The 21578-nt window shown below is 55.2% G+C and carries 20 protein-coding genes and 1 pseudogene; 8 read left to right on the top strand and 13 right to left on the bottom strand.

Going from position 1 to position 21578, the window contains the following annotated elements:
• The first annotated feature begins 24 nt into the window (after window positions 1–24).
• The 3 genes from gshA (at window position 25) to H7R76_RS05815 (ending at window position 4011) form a co-directional block, all read left to right on the top strand.
• Window positions 25–1569 carry a glutamate--cysteine ligase gene (gene gshA / locus H7R76_RS05805; protein ID WP_106928317.1) on the top strand — a complete coding sequence of 515 codons (1545 nt, stop codon included), beginning with the start codon at window positions 25–27 and terminating at the stop codon, window positions 1567–1569.
• A 258-nt stretch (window positions 1570–1827) separates the two neighbouring features.
• Entirely contained in the window at window positions 1828–2343 is a 516-nt protein-coding gene (gene luxS, locus H7R76_RS05810; RefSeq protein WP_106928319.1) for an S-ribosylhomocysteine lyase, read from the top strand.
• Between the two features lie 303 nt (window positions 2344–2646).
• The gene (locus H7R76_RS05815; RefSeq protein ID WP_182930145.1) at window positions 2647–4011 is read left to right on the top strand and encodes a glycoside-pentoside-hexuronide (GPH):cation symporter; all 1365 of its coding nucleotides are present in this window, start codon (window positions 2647–2649) and stop codon (window positions 4009–4011) included.
• A gap of 61 nt (window positions 4012–4072) precedes the next feature.
• Here the strand turns inward: H7R76_RS05815 and emrB are convergent, their stop codons facing one another.
• The 8 genes from emrB to H7R76_RS05855 all read right to left on the bottom strand — a co-directional run bounded on the left by emrB (window position 4073) and on the right by H7R76_RS05855 (window position 13185).
• On the bottom strand, window positions 4073–5611 hold the full coding sequence (emrB, locus tag H7R76_RS05820) for a multidrug efflux MFS transporter permease subunit EmrB (protein WP_106928323.1): 1539 nt from the start codon (window positions 5609–5611) through the stop codon (window positions 4073–4075).
• Between the two features lie 16 nt (window positions 5612–5627).
• Window positions 5628–6800 carry a multidrug efflux MFS transporter periplasmic adaptor subunit EmrA gene (gene emrA, locus H7R76_RS05825; RefSeq protein WP_106928325.1) on the bottom strand — a complete coding sequence of 391 codons (1173 nt, stop codon included), beginning with the start codon at window positions 6798–6800 and terminating at the stop codon, window positions 5628–5630.
• A 110-nt stretch (window positions 6801–6910) separates the two neighbouring features.
• On the bottom strand, window positions 6911–7441 hold the full coding sequence (mprA, locus tag H7R76_RS05830; RefSeq protein WP_106928327.1) for a transcriptional repressor MprA: 531 nt from the start codon (window positions 7439–7441) through the stop codon (window positions 6911–6913).
• Between the two features lie 135 nt (window positions 7442–7576).
• On the bottom strand, window positions 7577–8758 hold the full coding sequence (locus tag H7R76_RS05835; RefSeq protein WP_106928329.1) for an MFS transporter: 1182 nt from the start codon (window positions 8756–8758) through the stop codon (window positions 7577–7579).
• Between the two features lie 266 nt (window positions 8759–9024).
• Window positions 9025–10020: a glycine betaine/L-proline ABC transporter substrate-binding protein ProX gene (proX, locus tag H7R76_RS05840; RefSeq protein ID WP_182967206.1), complete on the bottom strand. Its 996-nt coding sequence runs from the start codon at window positions 10018–10020 to the stop codon at window positions 9025–9027.
• A gap of 62 nt (window positions 10021–10082) precedes the next feature.
• A complete protein-coding gene (proW, locus tag H7R76_RS05845; RefSeq protein WP_106928334.1) occupies window positions 10083–11144 on the bottom strand; it encodes a glycine betaine/L-proline ABC transporter permease ProW in 1062 nt (353 codons plus the stop codon).
• Window positions 11137–12342 carry a glycine betaine/L-proline ABC transporter ATP-binding protein ProV gene (gene proV, locus H7R76_RS05850; RefSeq protein WP_182967208.1) on the bottom strand — a complete coding sequence of 402 codons (1206 nt, stop codon included), beginning with the start codon at window positions 12340–12342 and terminating at the stop codon, window positions 11137–11139. Before proV ends, proW begins: the two co-directional genes overlap by 8 nt.
• A gap of 411 nt (window positions 12343–12753) precedes the next feature.
• A complete protein-coding gene (locus H7R76_RS05855; protein WP_182967211.1) occupies window positions 12754–13185 on the bottom strand; it encodes a carboxymuconolactone decarboxylase family protein in 432 nt (143 codons plus the stop codon).
• Between the two features lie 86 nt (window positions 13186–13271).
• Here H7R76_RS05855 and pdxR point away from each other — a divergent pair, with 86 nt between their 5' ends.
• A complete protein-coding gene (gene pdxR / locus H7R76_RS05860) occupies window positions 13272–14621 on the top strand; it encodes a MocR-like pyridoxine biosynthesis transcription factor PdxR (protein WP_182934440.1) in 1350 nt (449 codons plus the stop codon).
• Window positions 14622–14688: 67 nt separating this feature from the next.
• Here the strand turns inward: pdxR and H7R76_RS05865 are convergent, their stop codons facing one another.
• A complete protein-coding gene (locus tag H7R76_RS05865; RefSeq protein WP_106928342.1) occupies window positions 14689–15015 on the bottom strand; it encodes a DUF883 family protein in 327 nt (108 codons plus the stop codon).
• Between the two features lie 150 nt (window positions 15016–15165).
• Here H7R76_RS05865 and H7R76_RS05870 point away from each other — a divergent pair, with 150 nt between their 5' ends.
• Window positions 15166–15510 carry a DUF2002 family protein gene (locus H7R76_RS05870; protein ID WP_106928344.1) on the top strand — a complete coding sequence of 115 codons (345 nt, stop codon included), beginning with the start codon at window positions 15166–15168 and terminating at the stop codon, window positions 15508–15510.
• A 39-nt stretch (window positions 15511–15549) separates the two neighbouring features.
• On the opposite strand, the gene H7R76_RS05875 is transcribed toward H7R76_RS05870, so the two are convergent.
• From H7R76_RS05875 to H7R76_RS05890, 4 genes are all read right to left on the bottom strand, one after another.
• Entirely contained in the window at window positions 15550–15999 is a 450-nt protein-coding gene (locus tag H7R76_RS05875) for an L-alanine exporter AlaE (RefSeq protein ID WP_106928346.1), read from the bottom strand.
• 467 nt (window positions 16000–16466) lie between these two features.
• Window positions 16467–16646, bottom strand: coding sequence for a GDFGVC terminal motif YodC-like protein (locus H7R76_RS05880; protein ID WP_106928348.1), 180 nt, complete (start codon window positions 16644–16646; stop codon window positions 16467–16469).
• Between the two features lie 53 nt (window positions 16647–16699).
• On the bottom strand, window positions 16700–17221 hold the full coding sequence (locus H7R76_RS05885) for a rhodanese family protein (RefSeq protein ID WP_182930148.1): 522 nt from the start codon (window positions 17219–17221) through the stop codon (window positions 16700–16702).
• A gap of 10 nt (window positions 17222–17231) precedes the next feature.
• Window positions 17232–17531 carry an ArsR/SmtB family transcription factor gene (locus H7R76_RS05890; protein ID WP_182930149.1) on the bottom strand — a complete coding sequence of 100 codons (300 nt, stop codon included), beginning with the start codon at window positions 17529–17531 and terminating at the stop codon, window positions 17232–17234.
• 166 nt (window positions 17532–17697) lie between these two features.
• On the opposite strand from H7R76_RS05890, the gene H7R76_RS05895 reads away from it, so the two are divergent.
• The 3 genes and pseudogenes from H7R76_RS05895 to H7R76_RS05905 all read left to right on the top strand — a co-directional run bounded on the left by H7R76_RS05895 (window position 17698) and on the right by H7R76_RS05905 (window position 21571).
• On the top strand, window positions 17698–18678 hold the full coding sequence (locus H7R76_RS05895; protein WP_044713288.1) for an IS5-like element IS5 family transposase: 981 nt from the start codon (window positions 17698–17700) through the stop codon (window positions 18676–18678).
• A gap of 146 nt (window positions 18679–18824) precedes the next feature.
• A pseudogene (locus H7R76_RS05900) lies at window positions 18825–19040 on the top strand (fimbrial biogenesis chaperone); the annotation flags it as partial.
• A 17-nt stretch (window positions 19041–19057) separates the two neighbouring features.
• Window positions 19058–21571 carry a fimbria/pilus outer membrane usher protein gene (locus tag H7R76_RS05905; RefSeq protein ID WP_182967215.1) on the top strand — a complete coding sequence of 838 codons (2514 nt, stop codon included), beginning with the start codon at window positions 19058–19060 and terminating at the stop codon, window positions 21569–21571.
• Window positions 21572–21578 lie beyond the last annotated feature (7 nt).

A 21578-nucleotide genomic window follows, 5' to 3' on the forward strand; every position in this document is an offset into this window, starting at 1 on the left:
GAATTCGACAGGCGGGAGGTCAATTTGATCCCGGACGTATCACAGGCGCTGACCTGGCTGGAAAAACACCCTCAGGCTCTTGAAGGGATCCAGCGCGGTCTTGAGCGCGAAACCCTACGCGTTAATGCAGACGGTTCTCTGGCAACAACCGGTCATCCGGAGGCGCTGGGCGCCACGCTGACCCACAAATGGATCACTACCGACTTCGCTGAAGCGCTGCTGGAGTTTATTACTCCGGTCGACGGCGATATCAATCACATGCTGACGTTCCTGCGCGACGTGCATCGTCATACTGCACGCCAGCTGGGCGACGAGCGCATGTGGCCGCTGAGCATGCCGTGCTACATCGCACCGGGTCAGGATATTGAGCTGGCACAGTACGGTACGTCTAACATCGGCCGTCTGAAAACGCTGTACCGTGAAGGGCTGAAAAACCGCTACGGCGCGCTGATGCAGACCATCTCCGGGGTACACTACAATTTCTCGCTACCGATGGCATTCTGGCAGGCGAAATGCGGCGTACACGATAAAGAGGCCATTTCCGCCGGCTATTTCCGTCTGATTCGTAACTACTACCGTTTTGGCTGGGTGATTCCGTACCTGTTCGGGGCGTCTCCGGCAATCTGTTCCTCTTTCCTGCAGGGCAAGCCGACGACGCTGCCGTTTGAGAAAACCGACTGCGGCATGTACTACCTGCCGTATGCAACCTCGCTGCGTCTGAGCGATCTTGGCTATACCAATAAATCGCAAAGCAATCTCGGAATTACGTTTAACGAATTGCACGAGTATGTGGCAGGATTGAAGCGCGCGATTAAAACACCGTCTGAAGAATATGCGCGTATTGGTCTGGAGAAAGACGGCAAGCATCTGCAAATCAACAGCAACATTTTGCAGATTGAAAACGAACTGTATGCACCGATTCGCCCAAAACGCGTGACCCGCGATGGCGAAACCCCATCCGATGCGCTGCTGCGCGGCGGTATCGAATATATCGAAGTACGCTCGCTGGACATCAACCCGTTCTCACCGATTGGCGTGGACGAGCAGCAGATTCGCTTCCTCGACCTGTTTATGGTCTGGTGCGTGCTGGCCGATGCGCCGGAGATGAGCAGCGATGAGCTGCTGTGCACTCGCACTAACTGGAATCGCGTGATTCTGGAAGGGCGTAAGCCGGGGCTGACGCTGGGGATTGGCTGTGAAACGGCGCAGTTCCCGCTGACCAAAGTGGGTAAAGATTTGTTCCACGATCTGAAACGCGTAGCCCAGACTATGGACGGTATGAATGGCGGGACGGCGTATCAGAAAGTATGCGATGAACTGGTGGCCTGCTTTGATAATCCGGATTTAACCTTCTCGGCGCGCATTCTGCGTTCTATGCTTGATCAGGGCATTGGGGGGACCGGTAAGGCTCTGGCGGAACAGTACCGCACGATGCTGCGTGAAGAGCCGCTGGAGATTCTCAGCGAAGAGGATTTTGCCAACGAGCGGGATGCTTCAAGAGCGCGTCAGCGTCAGATTGAAGCTGCGGATAACGAATCGTTTGAAGCGCTGCTGGCAAGACACGCCTGATACAAAAGAAAAAGGCCACATCACTGTGGCCAAAATATACATCTCTGAATCAGGGATGATGATAACAAATGCGCGTCTTTCATATACTAAGACTGGCATGGGAACAAAGAGTTCAGTTTATTTTAAAAAAAATCACATTAACCTGAAGCAGAACGCGGCGTATTACAGAAAATTGATTCTATTCAAATGGTTATGTTGTTAATCGGATAGAAAAAATTGCACGCCCGGGAGCATGAAGGTGATATCGGAGGTTACGAAATGCCGTTGTTAGATAGCTTCACAGTCGATCATACCCGTATGGAAGCCCCAGCCGTTCGCGTTGCGAAGAAAATGAACACGCCGCACGGCGATGCGATCACCGTTTTTGATCTGCGTTTTTGTGTGCCGAACAAAGAAGTGATGCCGGAAAGAGGGATCCATACCCTGGAGCACCTGTTTGCGGGCTTTATGCGCGATCATCTGAACGGTAACGGCGTTGAGATTATCGACATTTCTCCGATGGGCTGCCGTACCGGTTTCTACATGAGCCTGATCGGTACGCCGGACGAGCAGCGCGTTGCGGATGCCTGGAAAGCGGCGATGGCTGACGTGCTGAAGGTGAAGGATCAAAACCAGATCCCAGAGCTGAACGTGTATCAGTGCGGTACCTACGAAATGCACTCCCTGAGCGAAGCGCAGGACATTGCTCGTCATATTATCGAACGCGACGTTCGTATCAACAGCAATGATGAACTGGCGCTGCCGAAAGAAAAACTGCAGGAACTGCACATCTAGTTTCTGTTGGTATCGATAATATCGAGCCCCTGCGCGAGCGCAGGGGCTTTTTTATGCGCGAAAGTATATTCATAAATAAAATAATAAAAATAGAATATATTTATTTTATGTATTTATCTGAGGAGAAAGACGCACGCAGAAAAATAAAATCTCTCTTTAATAGGGGAGTTAAGATAATTATCGATCACATAAAATGAAAAACATAATCAGTTAGCCGAAAAACATAATAGATCCTGTCCCTGAATGCGTAAAAAATAGCGCCTATTGAAACCGGTTGCATTCGCTAAAAATACAGGAGTTTATATGTCTTCAGGGGATAGGATCTCTATTAAGGAAAAAATTGGCTATAGCCTGGGAGATGCCGCCAGTCATATCGTGTTTGACTCATCGGTTGCTATTCTGGCTTATTTCTACACCGATATTTATGGTCTGCCGCCGGCGGTGATGGGCACCATGTTCCTGCTGGTGCGCCTGCTGGATGCGATAACCGATCCCATCATGGGGGCGATTGCCGATGCCACCTCGACGCGCTGGGGGCGCTTCCGCCCGTGGCTGCTGGCTATCTGCATCCCGTTTGCGGTCAGCTGCGTACTGGTTTACTCCATTCCGTCATTCTCCGACACCGGAAAGGTGGTTTATGCGGTGGCGGCGTATATCTTTATGACGCTGATGTACACCGCCATTAATATCCCTTACTGCTCGTTGGGCGCAGCGATTACTGCCGATCCGCGTGAAAACCTGTCGCTGCAGTCGTGGCGCTTTGCGATAACGCCTATTGGCGGCGCGCTAGGGACTGCGCTGATTCTACCGCTGGCGGATTTCCTCTATCCGGGTGACCGCGCTACCGGTATTCAGGTGTCGATGGCGCTGTTCGGGGTGATAGGCTGCCTGATGTTCATCGTCTGTTTCTTTACAACCAAAGAGCGCGTGCAGCCGGTGAAAGAGGAGAACCTGAACATCGTGCGCGACGTGAAGATTCTGTTCAAAAACGATCAGTGGCTGATTCTGTCGGTCTACAACTTCATGATGCTGGTAGCCGTGGTGCTGCGCGGCGGCGCGGTGGTGTACTACATTAATACGGTGCTGAATAAAGGCTCGGATATCATCACGCTGTTTATGCTGGGCGGTATGTTCGCATCAATGGCTGGCTCCGTTCTTGCTAAACCCTTTGGCACCCGCTTCTGCAAGGTAAAACTGTCTTTCTGGATCAACCTGCTGATTGCGGTATTCGGCGTACTATGCTTCTTTATGCCGCCGGAGTTATGGATTGTCGTGCTGTTAATTCATTTGATTATTATGCTGATTCAGGGCGGAAACGGCGCGCTGCAGTGGTCAATGATTACTGATGCAAATAATTATGGTGAATGGAAAACGCAGCGACGAATTACAGGTATGAATGTGGCAGCCAATATATTTGTGATTAAGCTGGGCGTCGCCGTTGGCGGAGCGGTATTAGGTTGGGTACTGGCTTATTTCCATTATGAATCTAACGTTGCCGTACAGTCGGCGTCGGCGGCGCAAGGTGTCATGCTGCTATTTACGCTGGTACCGGCTCTCTTTTATGTCCTCACGGCATTTTCCATTAAATTCTATGGGCTCAATGAAAGCCGAATGAATCATATTGTGGACGACCTTAAACAAGGGGCATTCGCGAACTCATCGCATTAATCTTCCGTCGCCTGACGCGACAGGGCAAAAAAAAGCCAGCTCAACCGAGCTGGCTTTTTAACTAGTGAGCGCCTCCGCCCCCGCCCCCGGCGCCAAACGGCGGCCTGGCAAACCACACCAGCCCCAGGAGCACGAGGAAGATCCCCGCTGAAATCCAGAAGATTTCGTTGGCCGAAACAATCAGCCCCTGGTTGGTGATCTGCTGGGCTATCCAGCCGGAAGCCTGCTGCTGCGTCATCCCCATACCCTGTAGCTGATCGTACATCTGCTGGGCGTTAGGGTTAAACGGCGTTACCGACTCCGTTAGCTGCGCATGGTGCATGGCTTCGCGGTTGGTCCAAAGCGTTGTGGTAATTGACGTCCCGATGGAGCCCGCCAGCGTACGCGTGAAGTTCGACAGGCTCGAGGCGGCCGCCAGACGCTCGGGCGGTAGCCCGGAAAGCGTGATGGTGGTCAGCGGCATGAAGAAGCATGCCACGGCAAAGCCCTGAATAAACTGCGGCCACGCCGACGCACCAAAGTCCATTCCCGGTTCGAAGGTGTAGGCGCGCCAGTAGAAGCACACGGCGTACATAATAAAACTGAAGGTCACCAGACGGCGCATATCCAGCTTATGGGCAAAGCGGCCGATAATCGGCGACAGAATCACGGGGATCACCCCGACCGGCGCCGATGCCAGACCGGCCCAGGTCGCGGTATAGCCGTAGACCTCCTGCAATAGCTGCGGCAGTAAAACGATCGCGCCGAAGTAGAGCATATAGGCCAGGCTGATACACAAGCAGCCGATGGTGAAGTTTCGCGACTTAAACAACGACAAATCGACAATCGGGTTATCGTCGGTCAGCTCCCAGACAATCAGGAAGCTCAGCGATATCACCGCGACGATGGTCAGAACGATGATCTCGGTCGAGTTAAACCAGTCGAGTTCTTTACCCTGGTCAAGCATCACCTGCAGACTACCGATCCCGAGCACCAGCAGCGCCAGGCCCACGCCGTCGATACGGCGCTGTTCGGTTCGCGTTTCGCGCCCGCGTAGGGTCTGGAGGCTTAATAGCACGACCACCGCGCCGATGGGCACGTTGATAAAGAAGATCCAGCCCCAGTGATAGTTATCGCTGATGTAGCCGCCGAGAATTGGCCCGCAGATAGGCGCAACGATGACCGTCATCGACCACAGCGCCAGCGCAATAGAGCGCTTGGCTGGCGGATAGTTACTCAGCAGCAGACTCTGCGACAGTGGGATCAACGGCCCGGCAACAATCCCCTGAATAACGCGGAAGAAGATCAGCATGCTAAGGCTGTTGGACATCCCGCACGCCCATGACGCAATGACAAAGGCGACGGTTGACCACAGGAACAGCTTCACCTCACCGACGCGCTTTGCCAGCCAGCCGGTAATCGGAATGGAAATGGCGTTAGCGACCCCAAACGAGGTGATGACCCACGTCCCCTGGCTCAGCGATGAGCCAAGGTTCCCGGCAATGGTGGGGATGGCCACGTTAGCGATGGTGGAGTCCAGCACCTGCATGAAGGTAGCCAGCGACAGCGCAATGGTCATAATGACCAGCTGCGCGCCTTCCAGCGGTTTTTGCTGTTGCATTACGCGCACCCCAGCATTAGTTGGCGTTGGCCTGAACGATATCGTTAATCAGCTTGTTAACCGGATCGAGGCTGATTTCACGCGCGTTGCTCTCGTATGCCGGGCTGTTACGAATCTGGTTGGCCAGAATTTGTCCGTCGCGGTTGGACGTGTCTACTTTCACCAGCGTAGACAGGCCGATACGCAGCGGGTGTTTCGCCAGCTGGTCGGCATCCAGTTCGATACGTACCGGCAGACGCTGCACGACTTTGATCCAGTTACCGGTGGCGTTCTGCGCCGGCAGCAGGGAGAAGGCGCTACCGGTACCCATATCGAGGCCGACAACTTTCCCGGTGTACTTCACGTCATCGCCGTAGATGTCGCTGATCACGGTGACCGGCTGACCAATACGCATATGGGCCAGTTGGGTCTCTTTAAAGTTCGCGTCGACCCACAGGTTATTGGCCGGCACCACCGCCATCAGCGGCGTGGTTGGGCTAATCTGTGCGCCAGGCTGAACGGAGCGACGAGAGACGTAGCCGCTCATCGGGCTGACGATTTTGGTACGCTGCAGGGCAAGCCATGCATTACGGACTTCCGTCGCCGCCTGACGCACGGTCGGCTGCTCTTCCAGTTTCGTTCCCAGGATCATCGCCTGGTTAGCGTTGTACTGCTGGATAGCGACGTCGAGAGCCGCCTGCGCGCTGGTGACCGCATCTTTCGCGTGCTGCAGCTCTTCGCGGCCGATCAGGTTGGCGTTACCCAGTGGGATACGACGGTTGAGGTCGGTCTGCGCCTGCGCCAGCGTCGTTTTACGGATATCGATATTGGCCTGCAGCTGTTTGTTGTTGATCATCAACTGGCGCATCTGACGCACGCTGGAAGCCAGCGCCGTCTGCGCTTTTTCAAACGCCTGCTGAGCATCGGTCTGATCGAGCGTGACCAGAACATCACCCTGCTGGATATAGTCGGTGTTGTCGGCCCAGACTTTCGTCACGCTGCCGGACACCTGCGACATGATTTGAACCTGGTTCCCCGCCACGTATGCGTCATCGGTTTCTTCGAAGTGACGCAGTACCAAAAACCAGTAGGCCCCGTAGGCCACGGCAATAATAACAAAGAGCAAGGTCAACAAGACGAGGGCGCGTTTGCGTTTGCCTTTCTTGTTGGCGGGTTGCTGCGGGGTTTGAGTCTCCGCATTTGCGCTCATGTGATTCTCCACATTCTTATTATTAATATCGGCGACGCCGACCTGTTTACCAGAAAGGCCAGCAGGGGTTATCTGCTGGCCTGTTTGTTTTCATTGTTATCGCGGTAGTATCAGCGCAGGGCGTCAAGTACTGAGCCGTCCTCTTCCATCTGATCCAGACGAGTAAGAAGTTTGCGGGTGATATGTTCGAGCTGATCTTTCTCGGCCGGGCTAAGCGACGACCAGAGCTGATGCAGGCAGTGATGCTGCGGTGGCAGAACTTCGTTCAGGAACTCACGACCTTTGTCGGTCAGCTGCAGATGCAGGCAGCGACGATCGTTGTCACTTTCACGACGTTCAATCCAGCCGCGCTTTTCCAGCTCATCGGCGATGCGGGTCGCGTTAGTACGCGATGACCCCAGCGCACAGCTGAGCTCGGAAGGCTGAATACTGTGGTTTTCTTGAGACTCCAGCGTGATTAGCGCCATAAACAACGTCTCGTTAATCCCTTGAGCTTTCAGCATTTTATTGCGGTTATCCAGCAGCTTACCCTGCATGTGCATGCAAAGGCGAGTCAGAAGAATTTCCTGGAAAGGAAACTCTTCGCAGCGGCTGGCGCGAAATTTCAGCATTTGTTCAATGGGCGTAAACGAACTATCCATCTGGGCATTACCTCATTAGTTACAGTCGATATAGTAACGATGGTGACAAATAAAGTAAATGAATTAATGCCCGTAATTTATGTGATTTACCTATGACATAGAGATGCTGTATACGTAACGCTCATCGCATTTGTGTTATTCGGCTTCCTGACGGTGATAGCCCCACCACCAGACCAGCAGGTTAGCGAGAGAGATTGCTGCACCCGCCGCACATACGCCGGCCCAGCCTGCGTGCTGCCAGGCCGCAGCGGAAAGCAGCGACCCGGCCGCGCCGCCGATAAAGTAGCTGGTCATGTAGCCCGCGGTCAGACGGTTACGGGCATCGGGCTGCACGCGATAGATGACCGTCTGGTTAGTGATATGCACGCCTTGTACCATCAGGTCGAGCACCAGAATACCGACGATCAGCGCGATAGCGGAGGTGTGACCGTACCAGATAGCCACCCAGGAAAGCAGCAGTAGCAACAGGCCCCAGGTGGTGGTCAGGTGCGCTTTGCCCTTATCCGCCAGCCCGCCGACCGGACGTGCGCCCAGCGCGCCAGCCGCGCCCGCCAGCCCGAACAGCCCGATAGCCCCTTCCGAGTAGTTGAACGGCGCGCCGGAGAGCAGGAACGCCATCGAGGTCCAGAGAATGCTGAAGTTGGCAAAGGTCAGACAGCCGAGGATAGCACGGGTGCGCAGCAGCTTATCGCGGGCAAAAAGGCTGAAGATAGAGCCCAGCAGCTGCGGGTAGTTGAGATGCGTCTCCTGCTTGAGTTTCGGCAGGCCGCGCCACAGGGCAAAGGCCAGCAGCACCATCAGCACGGCGGCAACCCAGTAGACGGTACGCCAGCCGCCCAGATTCGCCAGCAGGCCAGCAACGGTTCGCGCCAGCAAAATGCCGAGCAGCAGCCCGCTCATCACCGTGCCGACGACCTTACCGCGCTTTTCCGGCGAAGCAAGGGTTGCCGCCATAGGCACCAGCAGCTGGGCAACGACGGAGAATAGCCCGGTAAGTGCGGTGCCAAGGATCATCATGGCCGGAGTGCTGCTGCTTGCGGTAATGAGCATTCCACCCGCCGCAAGCAGCGTCATGGTCACGATAAGCGAGCGGCGTTCAAACATATCGCCCAGCGGCACCAGGAACAGCAGCCCGGCGGCATAGCCAAGCTGTGCGGCGGTAACGATGAACCCGGCCTGTCCCGCGCTAAGCGAAAAGTGGCGGGCAATGGTCTCCAGCAGCGGCTGCGCGTAGTAGTTGCTGGCAACGGCCAGGCCGGTGGCGACGGACATTAAGGCAATTAAGGCTGGGCTAAGCCCGTGGGCAGGTTTAGTCATAATGGCTGAAATGATTAAGAAAGAGAGAGTGATAATAACCAAAGGCGGGAAGGGCGGGGAAAATGTCGCGTAGCGGAATGTGCTTTTTGGCTACGGGGCCCTATCTTTCCGTAGGCCGGGTAAGCAAAGTGTCTGTAGGCCAGATAAGGCAAAGCCGCCATCCGGCAGTCGGAGGCGGCTCAGGTACATTCTCGGCATCGCCACACTCGGATGCTGCTTTATGCCGCCCCGAGTGGGCATGCCTGATGGCAGGAGGCTGTTCAGGCCTACTTCTGCGCGGCCAGCGCCTCTTTTACCCAGCCGTCAAATACCTGCTGGTGAGCCTGAATCCAGCCATCAACCTGGCCCTGAACGTCGGCTTCTGAAGCCTTGCCGTCATGCATCATCGCGTTCTGTGCGTTAATGTCGGACAGCGGCAGCTTCATAATGGCAAACAGCTTCGCCGCCGCCGGGTTTTTCTCGGCCCAGGCCTTATTGGCGACGATATGCATAGTGCTTACCGGGAAGCCGTAGTTCGCGCCGTTAGCCAGCTTGGTGTCGATATTTTTCTGTACGCCCGGCAGGGAGGAGAACGGCACCTGCAGCCAGACCACGTCTTTCCCCGGTTTCAGCACGTCGCTCACCCAATACGGTGTCCAGGTATAGTAGATAATCGGCTTGCCTTCTTTAAAGCGGGTGATGGTATCGGCCATCATTGCCGCATAGTTGCCCTGATTATGCTCGACCGTTTTGGTCAGATCGTAGGCATCCAGCTGATGATTAATCACCGCCTCACAGCCCCAGCCTGGGTTACAGCCGGTCAGATCGGCCTTACCGTTGCCGTTGGTATCGAACAGTTTGGCGATTTTCGGATCTTTAAGCTGCTCAATATTGGTAATGTGGTACTGGTCGGCGGTTTTCTTATCGATCAGATACCCCTGCGCCGCGCCGCCAACCAGCGTACCTTCGCGGTAAAATTTCTTGTCACCGCCAGCCGCTGCATACATATCGTCATGCAGCGGTATCCAGTTGACGGCGGTAAAGGTCGCGTCGCCGGCGGCGATAGAGGTGTAGCCGACGTTGTAATCGACTTCGTTGGGTTTACTGACGGTGTAACCGAGCTTTTCCAGCGCGCGGCTGACCAGCAGCGTCTGGAACGTTTCTTCGGACAGGGTGCTCTGTACCGGCTGTACGGTCATGCCTTTCCCCGGCAGGTCGGTGGCAAAGGCGCTGGTGGAAACCAGCGTGGCAAACGCTGTCGCAAAAACAAATGAGTGTCGCATCGTTGTTCCTTTAATAGTGATAGTCGTGGAGCGTTGGCCCGCAGCGCAGGCCAACACGATGGTTACTTAGTGAAAGGGCGGAGCAGCAGACCCAGCGGGCCGGTGCTGTACCAGCGGCGATTGCCACGGCTGCGGGAGTCGCGGCCAACGGCCTGGGTCAGGCGGTCGAGAATGATGGCGAGGATAACGATCCCCACGCCGCCAACCGTTGCCAGCCCCATATCCAGACGGCCAATACCGCGCAGGACCATCTGGCCGAGACCGCCGACGGCGATCATGGAGGCGATCACGACCATTGACAGGGCCAGCATCAGCGTCTGGTTGACGCCCGCCATAATGGTCGGCATTGCCAGCGGCAGCTGCACTTTAAACAGCATCTGACGTGGGCTAGCGCCGAAGGATCGCGATGCCTCGATAAGATCTGCAGGCACTTGGTTAATCCCAAGAATGGTCAGGCGCACAATGGGCGGCAGGGCGAAGATAATCGTCACGACGACGCCCGGGACGTTACCAATACCGAACAGCATGACAATCGGCACCAGGTACACGAACGCGGGAGTCGTCTGCATGGCATCAAGCAGCGGACGAATAATCTTCGCCGCCCGCGGGCTTCGCGCCAGCCAGATACCGAGCGGCAGGCCGATTAACACACAGAACAGCAGCGCAGTGAGTACCAGTGCCAGCGTCACCATGGCCTGTGACCATGCGCCAATCGCACCGATGGCAATCAGCGAGATAAAGGTCGCTACGCCCATGCCGAGGCTGGAGATCTGCCAGGCGATGAGGGCGAAAATCACAATCGCCACCGGTGCGGGCATTCCTAGCAGCAGCTGCTGGAAGGCGCTCAGAATATAGTCGACGGGAACGCGAATCCCCTGGAACAGCGGGCGGAAGTGCGTGACCACCCAGTCAATGCCGTGAGTTACCCAGCTATCGAGTGGAATCAGCGTCTTATGGAACGGATCCATAATATTAAAATGCTCAGCCTGCGGAGCGGGCGCGCTGTGCAGCCAGTCTGCGCTACCGCCGGACGGCGTCGATGCCGGAGAGCCCCAGGCGTCGGCAGAATTTGCCGCGCTGTCTGCGGCCGGTGTGGTATCCCACGGGTTAGATTGATCAGCCATTGTTGTTTGCCCCCTCGCGATCTAATGCCTGTAGCAGCATGCGTTTTGAAATCACGCCGACGTACTGCTGTTCTTCTCCCACCACCGGAACGGCGCAGGGCGCGTGGCCCACATGAGAGAGCAATTCGCTGAGCGGCGTCTGCGCATCAACGGCCAGAGGCTCGTCAATCAGCGCCGCGTCGATTCCCAGGTTAGCTTTTAACGCCTCTTTCAGGGAGTCGATGGAGACAATACCGACAAACTTATTTCCGCGTTCAATGACGTAGCCAAATTCGCGGTCATCATCCTGCAATAATTTCAGCGCGGAGCGTGGGCCAAAGCCCGGCGTTTTACGGATTAAGCCATCGGGATTACGACGTGCAATATCTTTGGCGCTAAACACCTGGCTAATATCCACACCGCGGAAGAAGGTGCGGACATAATCATTGGCCGGATTATTCAGAATTTCATCCGGAGTACCCACCTGAACGACTTCGCCATTTTGCATAATGGCAATGCGATCGCCAATTCGCATTGCTTCATCGAGATCGTGGGAAATAAATACCACGGTACGCTGATGTTTCGCCTGTAATTTTACCAGCTCATCCTGCATCTCAGTACGAATTAAAGGATCGAGCGCCGAGAAGGCTTCATCCATTAATAGAATATCAGGGTTGATGGCCAGAGCACGCGCCAGACCGACGCGCTGTCGCATCCCGCCGGACAGTTCATCCGGATAAGCGTGCGCGTAGTTTTCGAGGCCCACCTGACGCAGGGCGTCCAGTGCTTTTTCCTGGCGCTCTTGTACCGGCACGCCCGCAAGGTCCATGCCGAATGCGGTGTTATCCAGCACGCTCATGTGCGGCATCAGCGCAAACGACTGGAATACCATGGCGATTTTTTTGCGGCGCACGTCGCGGAGCTCGGCGTCGGATATTTTGGCAATATCCACACCGTCAATCAGCACCTGACCGCGGGTGGGTTCAATCAGACGATTGAGAAGGCGTACCATGGTGGATTTGCCGGAGCCGGATAACCCCATGATGACAAATATCTCGCCTTCTTCAATGGCCAGACTGGCGTCTTTGACGCCAAGCGATAACCCTGTTTTTTCCAGAATTTGCTCTTTGCTGAAACCCTTCTCGATATATTTAAATGCTCGCTGTGGATGCTCGCCGAATATTTTATAAAGATTCTTAACTTCTAATTTAACTGCCATGCAATATGCGTTTTCCTGTTTTTAGTTTATGTCGATATGGTACCTGATGAGAATAATTACCTTTTTATACCCTAGCACATTCAGATGATGTGACAACCCTCAACCTGTTCTTATCAGAAATATCAGGCAGGGCGATCGTGCGCTCATTTCCCATGATATAAGGGCTGAGCCGCAAATTAGCGCCTGTTGATTTTTTTGTAAATTAAGCTGGAAAATTTGCAGGCGATCGGAAAAATGGCATGAATATTGTCGGAAAAATCACCGTGAATTAGCGTGAGTTATTTGTATGATCATGGCCGTTTGATAAGAAATATCCCGGCGAAAAATGTGGGCGTATATTGGCGAGGATTGAGGCATTATTTACAACGTCAAATCGCCCGTGAATGATGAATAGTCACGGGCGATTCTGGCTTACATCCGCATACCGACAGCCAGACGTTTAAAGGCGTTCATCAGGCTGATAGCAAAGGTCATATCGCTAATTTGTTCCGCGCTAAAATGCGCCAGCAGCGGCTGGTAGACGTCATCTTCGGCGTGTGTTTCGGCGACGTGCGTCAGATCTTCCGCCCAGGCCAGCGCGGCGCGTTCTGCATCGCTGAAGCGATCGCTCACTCTCCAGCCAGCTAGCGCGTCCAGCCTGGTCTGTTCCACACCGGCTTTGCGCAGCGCGTTGCTGTGCATCTCCAGGCAAAACGCGCAGCCGTTAATTTGTGACACCCGCAGGTACAGCAGCTCAAGCAGCGGGCGTTCCAGCGTGCTCTTTTCCAGCGCGATGCTCGCCTGTACCAGCCCGGCATAGACCGCTGGGCTCAGTTCACTATAGGGTTGGCGTAGTGCAGTCATTGTCTTTCTCCTCGTTCAAGATGAGACAAAAATAGCACTATAATGGCCCTAAAAAGATAGCCATATTCTGGGTAAAAAATAAGACCATGAAAACGCGCCATGTACCGCGATACCAGCAAATCGCTCGTCAGCTGAAGGCGGCGATTGAACAAGGTGAACTGAGCGCGGGCAGGCGTCTGCCGTCCAGTCGCCTCTACGCTCAGGAGCTTGGTGTCTCCAGAGTGACGGTGGAGAACGCCTATGCGGAGCTGGTGGCGCAGGGGTGGCTTGAACGACGCGGGCAGGCAGGGACGTATGTCAGTCATCACTTAACGCTTGAAGCCACGCCAGCGGAGCCGCTTGGTTTTGGCGGCGAGCAGTTCCAGCCGCTGCCGTTCCAGCTTGGCTTGCCCGCGCTGGATCTCTTTCCGCGCGGGCTATGGGCTCGGGTAATGGGGCGCAGGCTGCGTACGCAAACCCGCTTTGACCTCGCGTTGGGCGATGTGTGTGGTGAACTGGCGCTGCGTCAGGCGATAGTCGAGTACCTGCGGCTGTCGCGGAGCATTGAGTGCGATGCCGGTCAGGTGTTTATCACTTCGGGCTATGCGGCGGCTATGAGCCTGGCGCTTAAAGCGCTGGATGGGCGCGGTGAGAGCATGTGGGTAGAAGATCCAGGCTTCCCGCTGATCCGCCCGACGCTGGCAGAGGAGGGCGTAAGCCTGCACCCGGTGCCGGTTGACGACGAGGGGATGAATATTGACTGGGCATTACAGCATGCCGGCGACGCGCGATTTGCGCTATTAACTCCGGCTCACCAGAGCCCGACCGGCGTGGCGCTGTCGCTGCCGCGTCGGCGACAGCTGCTCGACTGGGCGGCACACCAGCGGGCGTGGGTCATTGAAGACGATTATGACAGCGAGTTTCGCTATCACGGCAAGCCGCTGCCGCCGTTGAAGAGTCTGGATGCGCCACAGCGGGTGATTTATGTAGGGACGTTCAGCAAATCGTTGTTTCCAGCGCTGCGGACCGCCTGGCTGGTGGTTCCGCTGCCGCTGGTGGCGGCGTTTCGTCGTCAGGCTCAGCGTGCGGCCTGCCCGGTGCCGCTGCTCTGGCAGCACACGCTGGCAGACTTTCTACGCGAAGGTCACTTCTGGCGCCATCTGAAGAAAATGCGCATTCACTATGCCCAGCGTCGCCGCTGGCTGGAAACCGCGCTCGTGGCTCAGGGTTTTCAGGTTGTGGCGCAATCCGGCGGCATTCAACTGGTGGTGACGGTCGAGGGGGACGATCGCGCGATGGCGCGCAGGGCCCGTGAGGCTGGCCTGGCGGTACAGGCTATCAGCGACTGGCGGATAGCGACAGGTGGACGAGGCGGGCTGATAATGAGCTTTACGAATCTTATTTCGCAGGCGATGGCTGACGAGCAGGTGGCGGCGCTACGGCGGGCGCTAAAATAAAAACCCCGGAGCATCAGAGACACTCCGGGGGAGACGCGTTTTTATTATCAACATCATTGTGGTTATATTATCGGCGCGATCCCAATAATACGCCAATAAAAATACCTACCGCCGCGGCCGCGCTCACACTTTGCCACGGTTTATCGCGAATATAGCTGTCTGCCGTTTCGGCAACGTCGCATGCGCTTTGCTGTATGCGGCTACGGCCGTGAATACGTGCGCGGGTTTCGCTGAGTAACGCTTTAGCCTTACGACGAGCGGTATCTACCTCATCTTTATTTTCACTGGCCCAGCTCTTCAGAATATCTTCCAGACTGTCGGCTAATTGGCTGACATCGTTATGAATATCTTGTACTTCGTCGTCAGCTTCATTGCGATTAAACAACTTTGGCATCTCGGCCTCCTCGAATTTGTATTGAGCGTTAAGTGTAGGCCATACGCTATAAATTGCCGGGAATTAATGAGTTTCTGGAATTATCTGAAAGCGAGACGAATACTGATTCATGTAAGGTGGCGATGCAGTAAAAGATAACGAGGAAAAAATATGTATTTACGACCTGACGAGGTAGCGCGCGTGCTTGAAAAAGCGGGCTTTACCATGGATGCGGTAACCCCCAAAGCCTACGGCTATCGCCGCGGTGAGAATTACGTCTACGTTAACCGCGAAGCGCGGATGGGGCGCACTGCGTTGATTATTCATCCGGGGCTTAAAGACCGAAGCTATAAATTTGCCGAACCGGCGTCTGATATTAAAGCTTGCGATCACTATGAACAGTTCCCGCTGTATCTCGGCGGCGATGTGGAACAGCACTACGGCATTCCGCACGGTTTTAGTTCACGAATGGCGTTAGAACGCTTTTTAGATGGGTTATTTGGCGAGAACGTATGAATAAACGACTGGCATCGCCAGTCGTTTATTGCGCGTCTATCAGGCTTTTGCCTGGGTATATTGTTCCACACGGAACAGGCGACGGCAGAAATCGAGGAAGTAGCCGTAAGCCGCCCCCATCACCAGCGAGATCGCCGCGTTAGAGCTGACCGCCGCGGCAATCTGGTGCCAGTCGGCGCCAACGCTCAGCAGAATCATAACGTACACCGGCGACTGGAAGGTCACGTACGCCAGCGGGTCCGCCGCTCTTCTCACCCAACCTGCCGGGCTGATACGCGCCGCCTGGCGCATAATAAAGTCACGATACAGACCGTATGGCCAGGCAATAATAATGTTGACCGGAATAGCAACCAGACGTGATGAAAGTGACTGCTCGAAGGTCATTCCCGAGAGAAATATTTCAATCATCATGTTCACGACGGAACAGTAGACCACCATGGCGAAAGTGTCTGCTGCCGCATGACGCAGGCGTGACTGCGCAGAGAACATCGGTATGCTCCTCGAAAATGGACGTTATAACTGAGTGAAAACGTTTTTTTAGGCGTTTTGGATTGGTTTGTACGACGCTTATAGGTTATCCATCTACAATAAAACAAACAACTAGTGAAATATTTTTATTTAATGCATTTTTGTCAATAAAATACTCTGCCGTCGATTGTTTTTTGAGCGCTACGCTATTTTTGTTTTTGAAGGTTATTTTAATGATTAAAATCATTGTGTTATGTGATGAGTTCGCCGGAGTGTGATGGGCGTAAATGCCGGCATGATTCACGCGTCGGCGTGCGATGCTGATTTTATTGTGATCGCTATCGCTATTGGTTTTTTTATCCAGATTTTGGGCTTTTTATTAGCATTAAATGTTGGATGTTAGATTTTTGAGATATGCGTGAAATTTGGGTAATCATGCAACTGAAGGGGGGAAGGAAGCGGCGAGCGATGCTCACCGCAGAAAGCACTCAGCAGACGCCAAAGTCTCCCTCTTCATGGTACGGGGCAACGTCGTCGTTTTTCAGGGTGTATTGTTTACCGTGCTCATCGCTTGCCTGTACGGCGACGATGCTATCTTCATGCGCTTCAATGACTTTGAGTTTTGGTCCGCCCATTTTGGACTGAACCAGATCGCCAGGTGCAAACATCCACGAACTCCTTTGTTATAGAGGGTGATATCTTGTCGCCGCGGCGGCAGCCGTCAACGACGGTTCCACGGCATCGCGACTAACAGCCGCGCCATGCCGCAAAAACCCGTCACCCCGGCAAAGGTTAAGCCCGCGCCAACGAATGCGCTGAGCAGGAAGAAGGCGCTGGAAACGCTATAGCCGAGGATAACGCCCAGTAAAATTAGCACGCCAGCCGCAATCTGTACCTGGCGCATTAGGGGTAGCGGCTGTGATTTATCTTCAACGGTGAGCAGACCGGCCTGACGCCAGCCATCAATCCCACCTTCAACAATGTTCACCTGTGCAGGCGCGGCCGCTGCGACAAGGCGGGCGAGATTGTTACGGGTACGGTTACCGGACTGGCAGTGAAAAATCACCACGTCCGCTGCGGACGCCTGCACGGTTGCACCTTGCTCAATGGCGCCGAGCGGAAGCAGGCGAGCGGCAGGTATATGTTCGCGGGCATATTCATCGGCGTCGCGAATATCAATCAGCAGGGCACCCTGTTCGGTCAGGGCGAAGGCTTCTTTCGGGGAAATCGTTTCGGTCGTCATGCAGGGCTCCTCAGGGGCAGTAGAGCGTTTTTAAGGTGGCGACTATCTGCTGCACCGCCTCGTTTTTGATGAAATAGTGAAGACGCTGTGCCTCGCGCCGACAGTCAACCAGCCGCTCTTCCCGCATGCGCGCAAGGTGCTGTGAAGTCGCGGACGGGCTTAACCCGCAGGCTTTGGCTAAATCGCCTGCGCTGGTGCCCGGAGCGTCGCAGAGCATACAAAGGATCAGCAGCCGGCGAGGGTTGCTCATCGCTTTGAGTAGCGCGGCGGCCTCGCCGGCACGGGACTGAAGCAGTTCATTTGGGGTCATAGTTAGTTTAGATTTTACTTAATTTAGTAAATACTAAACTAATCGGGAATACATTGCGAGAGATATTTGCGCAGTCGGCAAACTCATTAGTATGCTAAGGAAGGTGCGAACAAGTCCCTGATATGAGATCATGTTTGTCATCTGGAGCCATGGAACAGGGTTCATCATGAGTCATCAACTTACCTTCGCCGACAGTGAATTCAGCAGTAAGCGCCGTCAGACCAGAAAAGAGATTTTCCTCTCCCGCATGGAGCAGATTCTGCCATGGCAAAACATGGTGGAAGTCATCGAGCCGTTTTACCCCAAGGCTGGTAATGGCCGGCGACCTTATCCGCTGGAAACCATGCTACGCATTCACTGCATGCAGCATTGGTACAACCTGAGCGATGGCGCGATGGAAGATGCCCTGTACGAAATCGCCTCCATGCGTCTGTTTGCCCGGTTATCCCTGGATAGCGCCTTGCCGGACCGCACCACCATCATGAATTTCCGCCACCTGCTGGAGCAGCATCAACTGGCCCGCCAATTGTTCAAGACCATCAATCGCTGGCTGGCCGAAGCAGGCGTCATGATGACTCAAGGCACCTTGGTCGATGCCACCATCATTGAGGCACCCAGCTCGACCAAGAACAAAGAGCAGCAACGCGATCCGGAGATGCATCAGACCAAGAAAGGCAATCAGTGGCACTTTGGCATGAAGGCCCACATTGGTGTCGATGCCAAGAGTGGCCTGACCCACAGCCTGGTCACCACCGCGGCCAACGAGCATGACCTCAATCAGCTGGGTAATCTGCTGCATGGAGAGGAGCAATTTGTCTCAGCCGATGCCGGCTACCAAGGGGCGCCACAGCGCGAGGAGCTGGCCAAGGTGGATGTGGACTGGCTGATCGCCGAGCGCCCCGGCAAGGTAAGAACCTTGAAACAGCATCCACGCAAGAACAAAACGGCCATCAACATCGAATACATGAAAGCCAGCATCCGTGCCAGGGTGGAGCACCCATTTCGCATCATCAAGCGACAGTTCGGCTTCGTGAAAGCCAGATACAAGGGGTTGCTGAAAAACGATAACCAACTGGCGATGTTATTCACGCTGGCCAACCTGTTTCGGGCGGACCAAATGATACGTCAGTGGGAGAGATCTCACTAAAAACTGGGGATAACGCCTTAAATGGCGAAGAAACGGTCTAAATAGGCTGATTCAAGGCATTTACGGGAGAAAAAATCGGCTCAAACATGAAGAAATGAAATGACTGAGTCAGCCGAGAAGAATTTCCCCGCTTATTCGCACCTTCCCTAACGTTCCATTCCGTGGGTTCAGAACTGACCGCTCATAATCCTACCCCTTATTTTGTTTCATTTTTCTCCCTTTCGGTCGGCGGTCAGGAGCTGGAGTCTCCGGGCATGATTGCGCCGTTCAGCGACAAAACGTGGCCGATTAGCCGCTTAGGTACCGTGAAATGGCGGGCGATAAATGATTTTGGCGGTGTGACTGATTTCACTCAACGGTAATTATTACGGGCCCCAGCGTGAAGACGACAACCTCAGACTCCCGGAACGACGATACTACACTCGGTACCGCCGTGCTGCTGGCCTGCGTGCCGACGGCACTGTTCGTCTTGTGTTACAACCCTGCTGTCTGGGCTGACGATTACTTTGACCCGGCGGCCGTTGAATTGTCTGACCCGCAGCAAAAAACCGCCGATTTACATTACTTCGCCAGGTCGGGCGGCCAGCAGCCGGGGAGCTACCCCGTAACGGTGTGGGTGAACAACCAGCAGGTTGCGCAGGAGACGGTGGAATTTATCGACGGCGGTGATGGTCTGCTGCCGGTGCTTACGCCAGAGAAGCTGGCGGATTATGGCGTCAACATCAGCGCCTTCCCCGCGTTCGAGCAGTTACATGATGGCGAAACGTTAACCCATATTGAACGCTTTATCCCCGATGCCAGCAGCCATTTTGATTTCGCCAGCCAGCGGCTGAATCTGAGCATTCCGCAGGCGGCGCTGAACCTTAAAAGCCGCGGGTACGTCGATCCGTCACGCTGGGACGACGGCATTCCGGCGGCGTTTGTTGACTATAACCTCAGCGGCGCCCAGTCCCATGAAGACGAACGCACAACGCAAACGAACTACCTCAATTTGCGCAGCGGCGTTAACCTCGGCGGCTGGCGGCTACGTAATATTGCCTCCATGCAGTATGACAAAACCCGCCGCTGGCGTTCACAGAGTACCTACCTGCAGCACGATGTGCGGGCGCTGAAGAGCCAGCTGCGCATTGGTGATACCTATACCAGCGGCGACGTGTTTGATAGCGTGCAGTTCCGCGGCGCGCAGCTGATGTCGGAAGAAGAGATGCTGCCGGACAGCCAGCGCGGATTCGCCCCGGTTATTCGCGGTATGGCCCACAGCAATGCCAAAGTCACCGTCTCCCAGCATGGTTATGTGATTTATGAAACCTTCGTCGCCCCCGGCGCGTTCGCGATTAACGATCTTTATCCGACCTCGCAGAGCGGCGATCTGGAGGTGACGGTTAAAGAAAGCGACGGCTCTGAGCGAAAGTTTACCCAGCCGTTTTCCGCCGTGCCGTTTATGCTGCGGCAGGGACGGGTGAAGTACAGCGTCAGCGCCGGACGCTTTTATTCCACGCAGCCACAGACCCGTGAGCCGCAGTTTGTGCAGTCGACGCTGTTCTACGGGCTGCCTGCCGATATCACGTTCTACGGCGGCGCGCAGGTGGCGGACGATTATCAGGCCTGGTCCGCCGGGCTGGGACACGGTTTTGGCGAACTGGGATCGTTAGGCTTTGATTACACCCGCGCGACGACCCGCACGCCGTCAAATCGGCGCTACAGCGGCAACTCAGCGCGCCTGCAGTACCAGAAAGAGTTTGCCAGCAGCGGCACATCGCTCAGCCTGGCAAGCTATCGCTACTCCTCCAGCGGTTACTATGACTTCAGCGAGGCGAATGCGCTGGAAGGCCGCTACGGCGTCACGGATAATAAACGCACGCGCGAAGAGTTCTCGCTTTCACAAATGCTGGGCAGCCTTGGCAGCCTGTCCGCATCGGCCTGGACGCAGACCTATTGGCACGCTCGCGGCCATGATGAGACGGTGCACGTCGGTTTTTATAGCGCCTGGAAAGGCGTCTCCTGGGGCGTGGGCTACTACTACACCGCATCGTCAGAATATAAAAAAGCCGATCGCTCGTGGTCATTTAATCTGAACGTACCGCTGGGCAAAATGCTGCCGGGCAGCTCTGTCAGCTACAGCAGCACCACCGATAACGCAGGCCACGCCTCGCAGCAGGCTTCACTCTACGGCTCGGCGCTGGAGAAAAACAATCTCTTCTACAGCGTGCAGCAGGGGTACGGTAACAACGGCCAGGGCAGCAACAGCGGCGTGTCTCTGGACTATCGCGGCGGCTACGGTGAAGCGCAGGTGGGTTACCAGCATGACAAAATCAGCAATCAGATAACCTGGGGCGCTTCCGGCTCCATCGTAGCCCATCCTCACGGCGTCACTTTCGGCCAGTACACCGGCGACAGCTTTGCCGTGGTTCGCGCGCCAGGCGCCGACAACGTGGATATCGAGAATGGCACGGACGTGCACACCGACTGGCGCGGCTATGCGATTGTGCCCACGCTGACCGCCTACCGTAAAAACGACATCAGCCTGAATACCGAAACCATTCCAGATGATGCCGACGTGGAGCTGCTGGGACAAACGGTCATCCCCGGCGGCGGCGCTATCGTCGAGGCGGATTATGCCACGCACTTGGGGAATCGGGTGCTGTTCACCCTGCGCGGACGCGGCGGGCCGCTGCCGTTTGACGCCAGCGCGAGGGTTAAAGGCGATGACGATGCGGCGACCGGTATCGTCGCCGAGCAGGGGCAGGTGTACCTGAGCGGCGTGCCGGATGAAGGTACCCTTGAGGTGCGCTGGGATGACCATAACGCTACGCAAACCTGCGTGGCCCACTTCCATCTTCCTGACAATCAGCAACGTCGGCCGGTCAAAACCGCCAGCGTCACCTGTTTATAAAAGGTCG

The organism is Klebsiella sp. WP8-S18-ESBL-06 (assembly GCF_014169755.1).
GTDB classification, from domain to species: domain Bacteria; phylum Pseudomonadota; class Gammaproteobacteria; order Enterobacterales; family Enterobacteriaceae; genus Kluyvera; species Kluyvera ascorbata_B.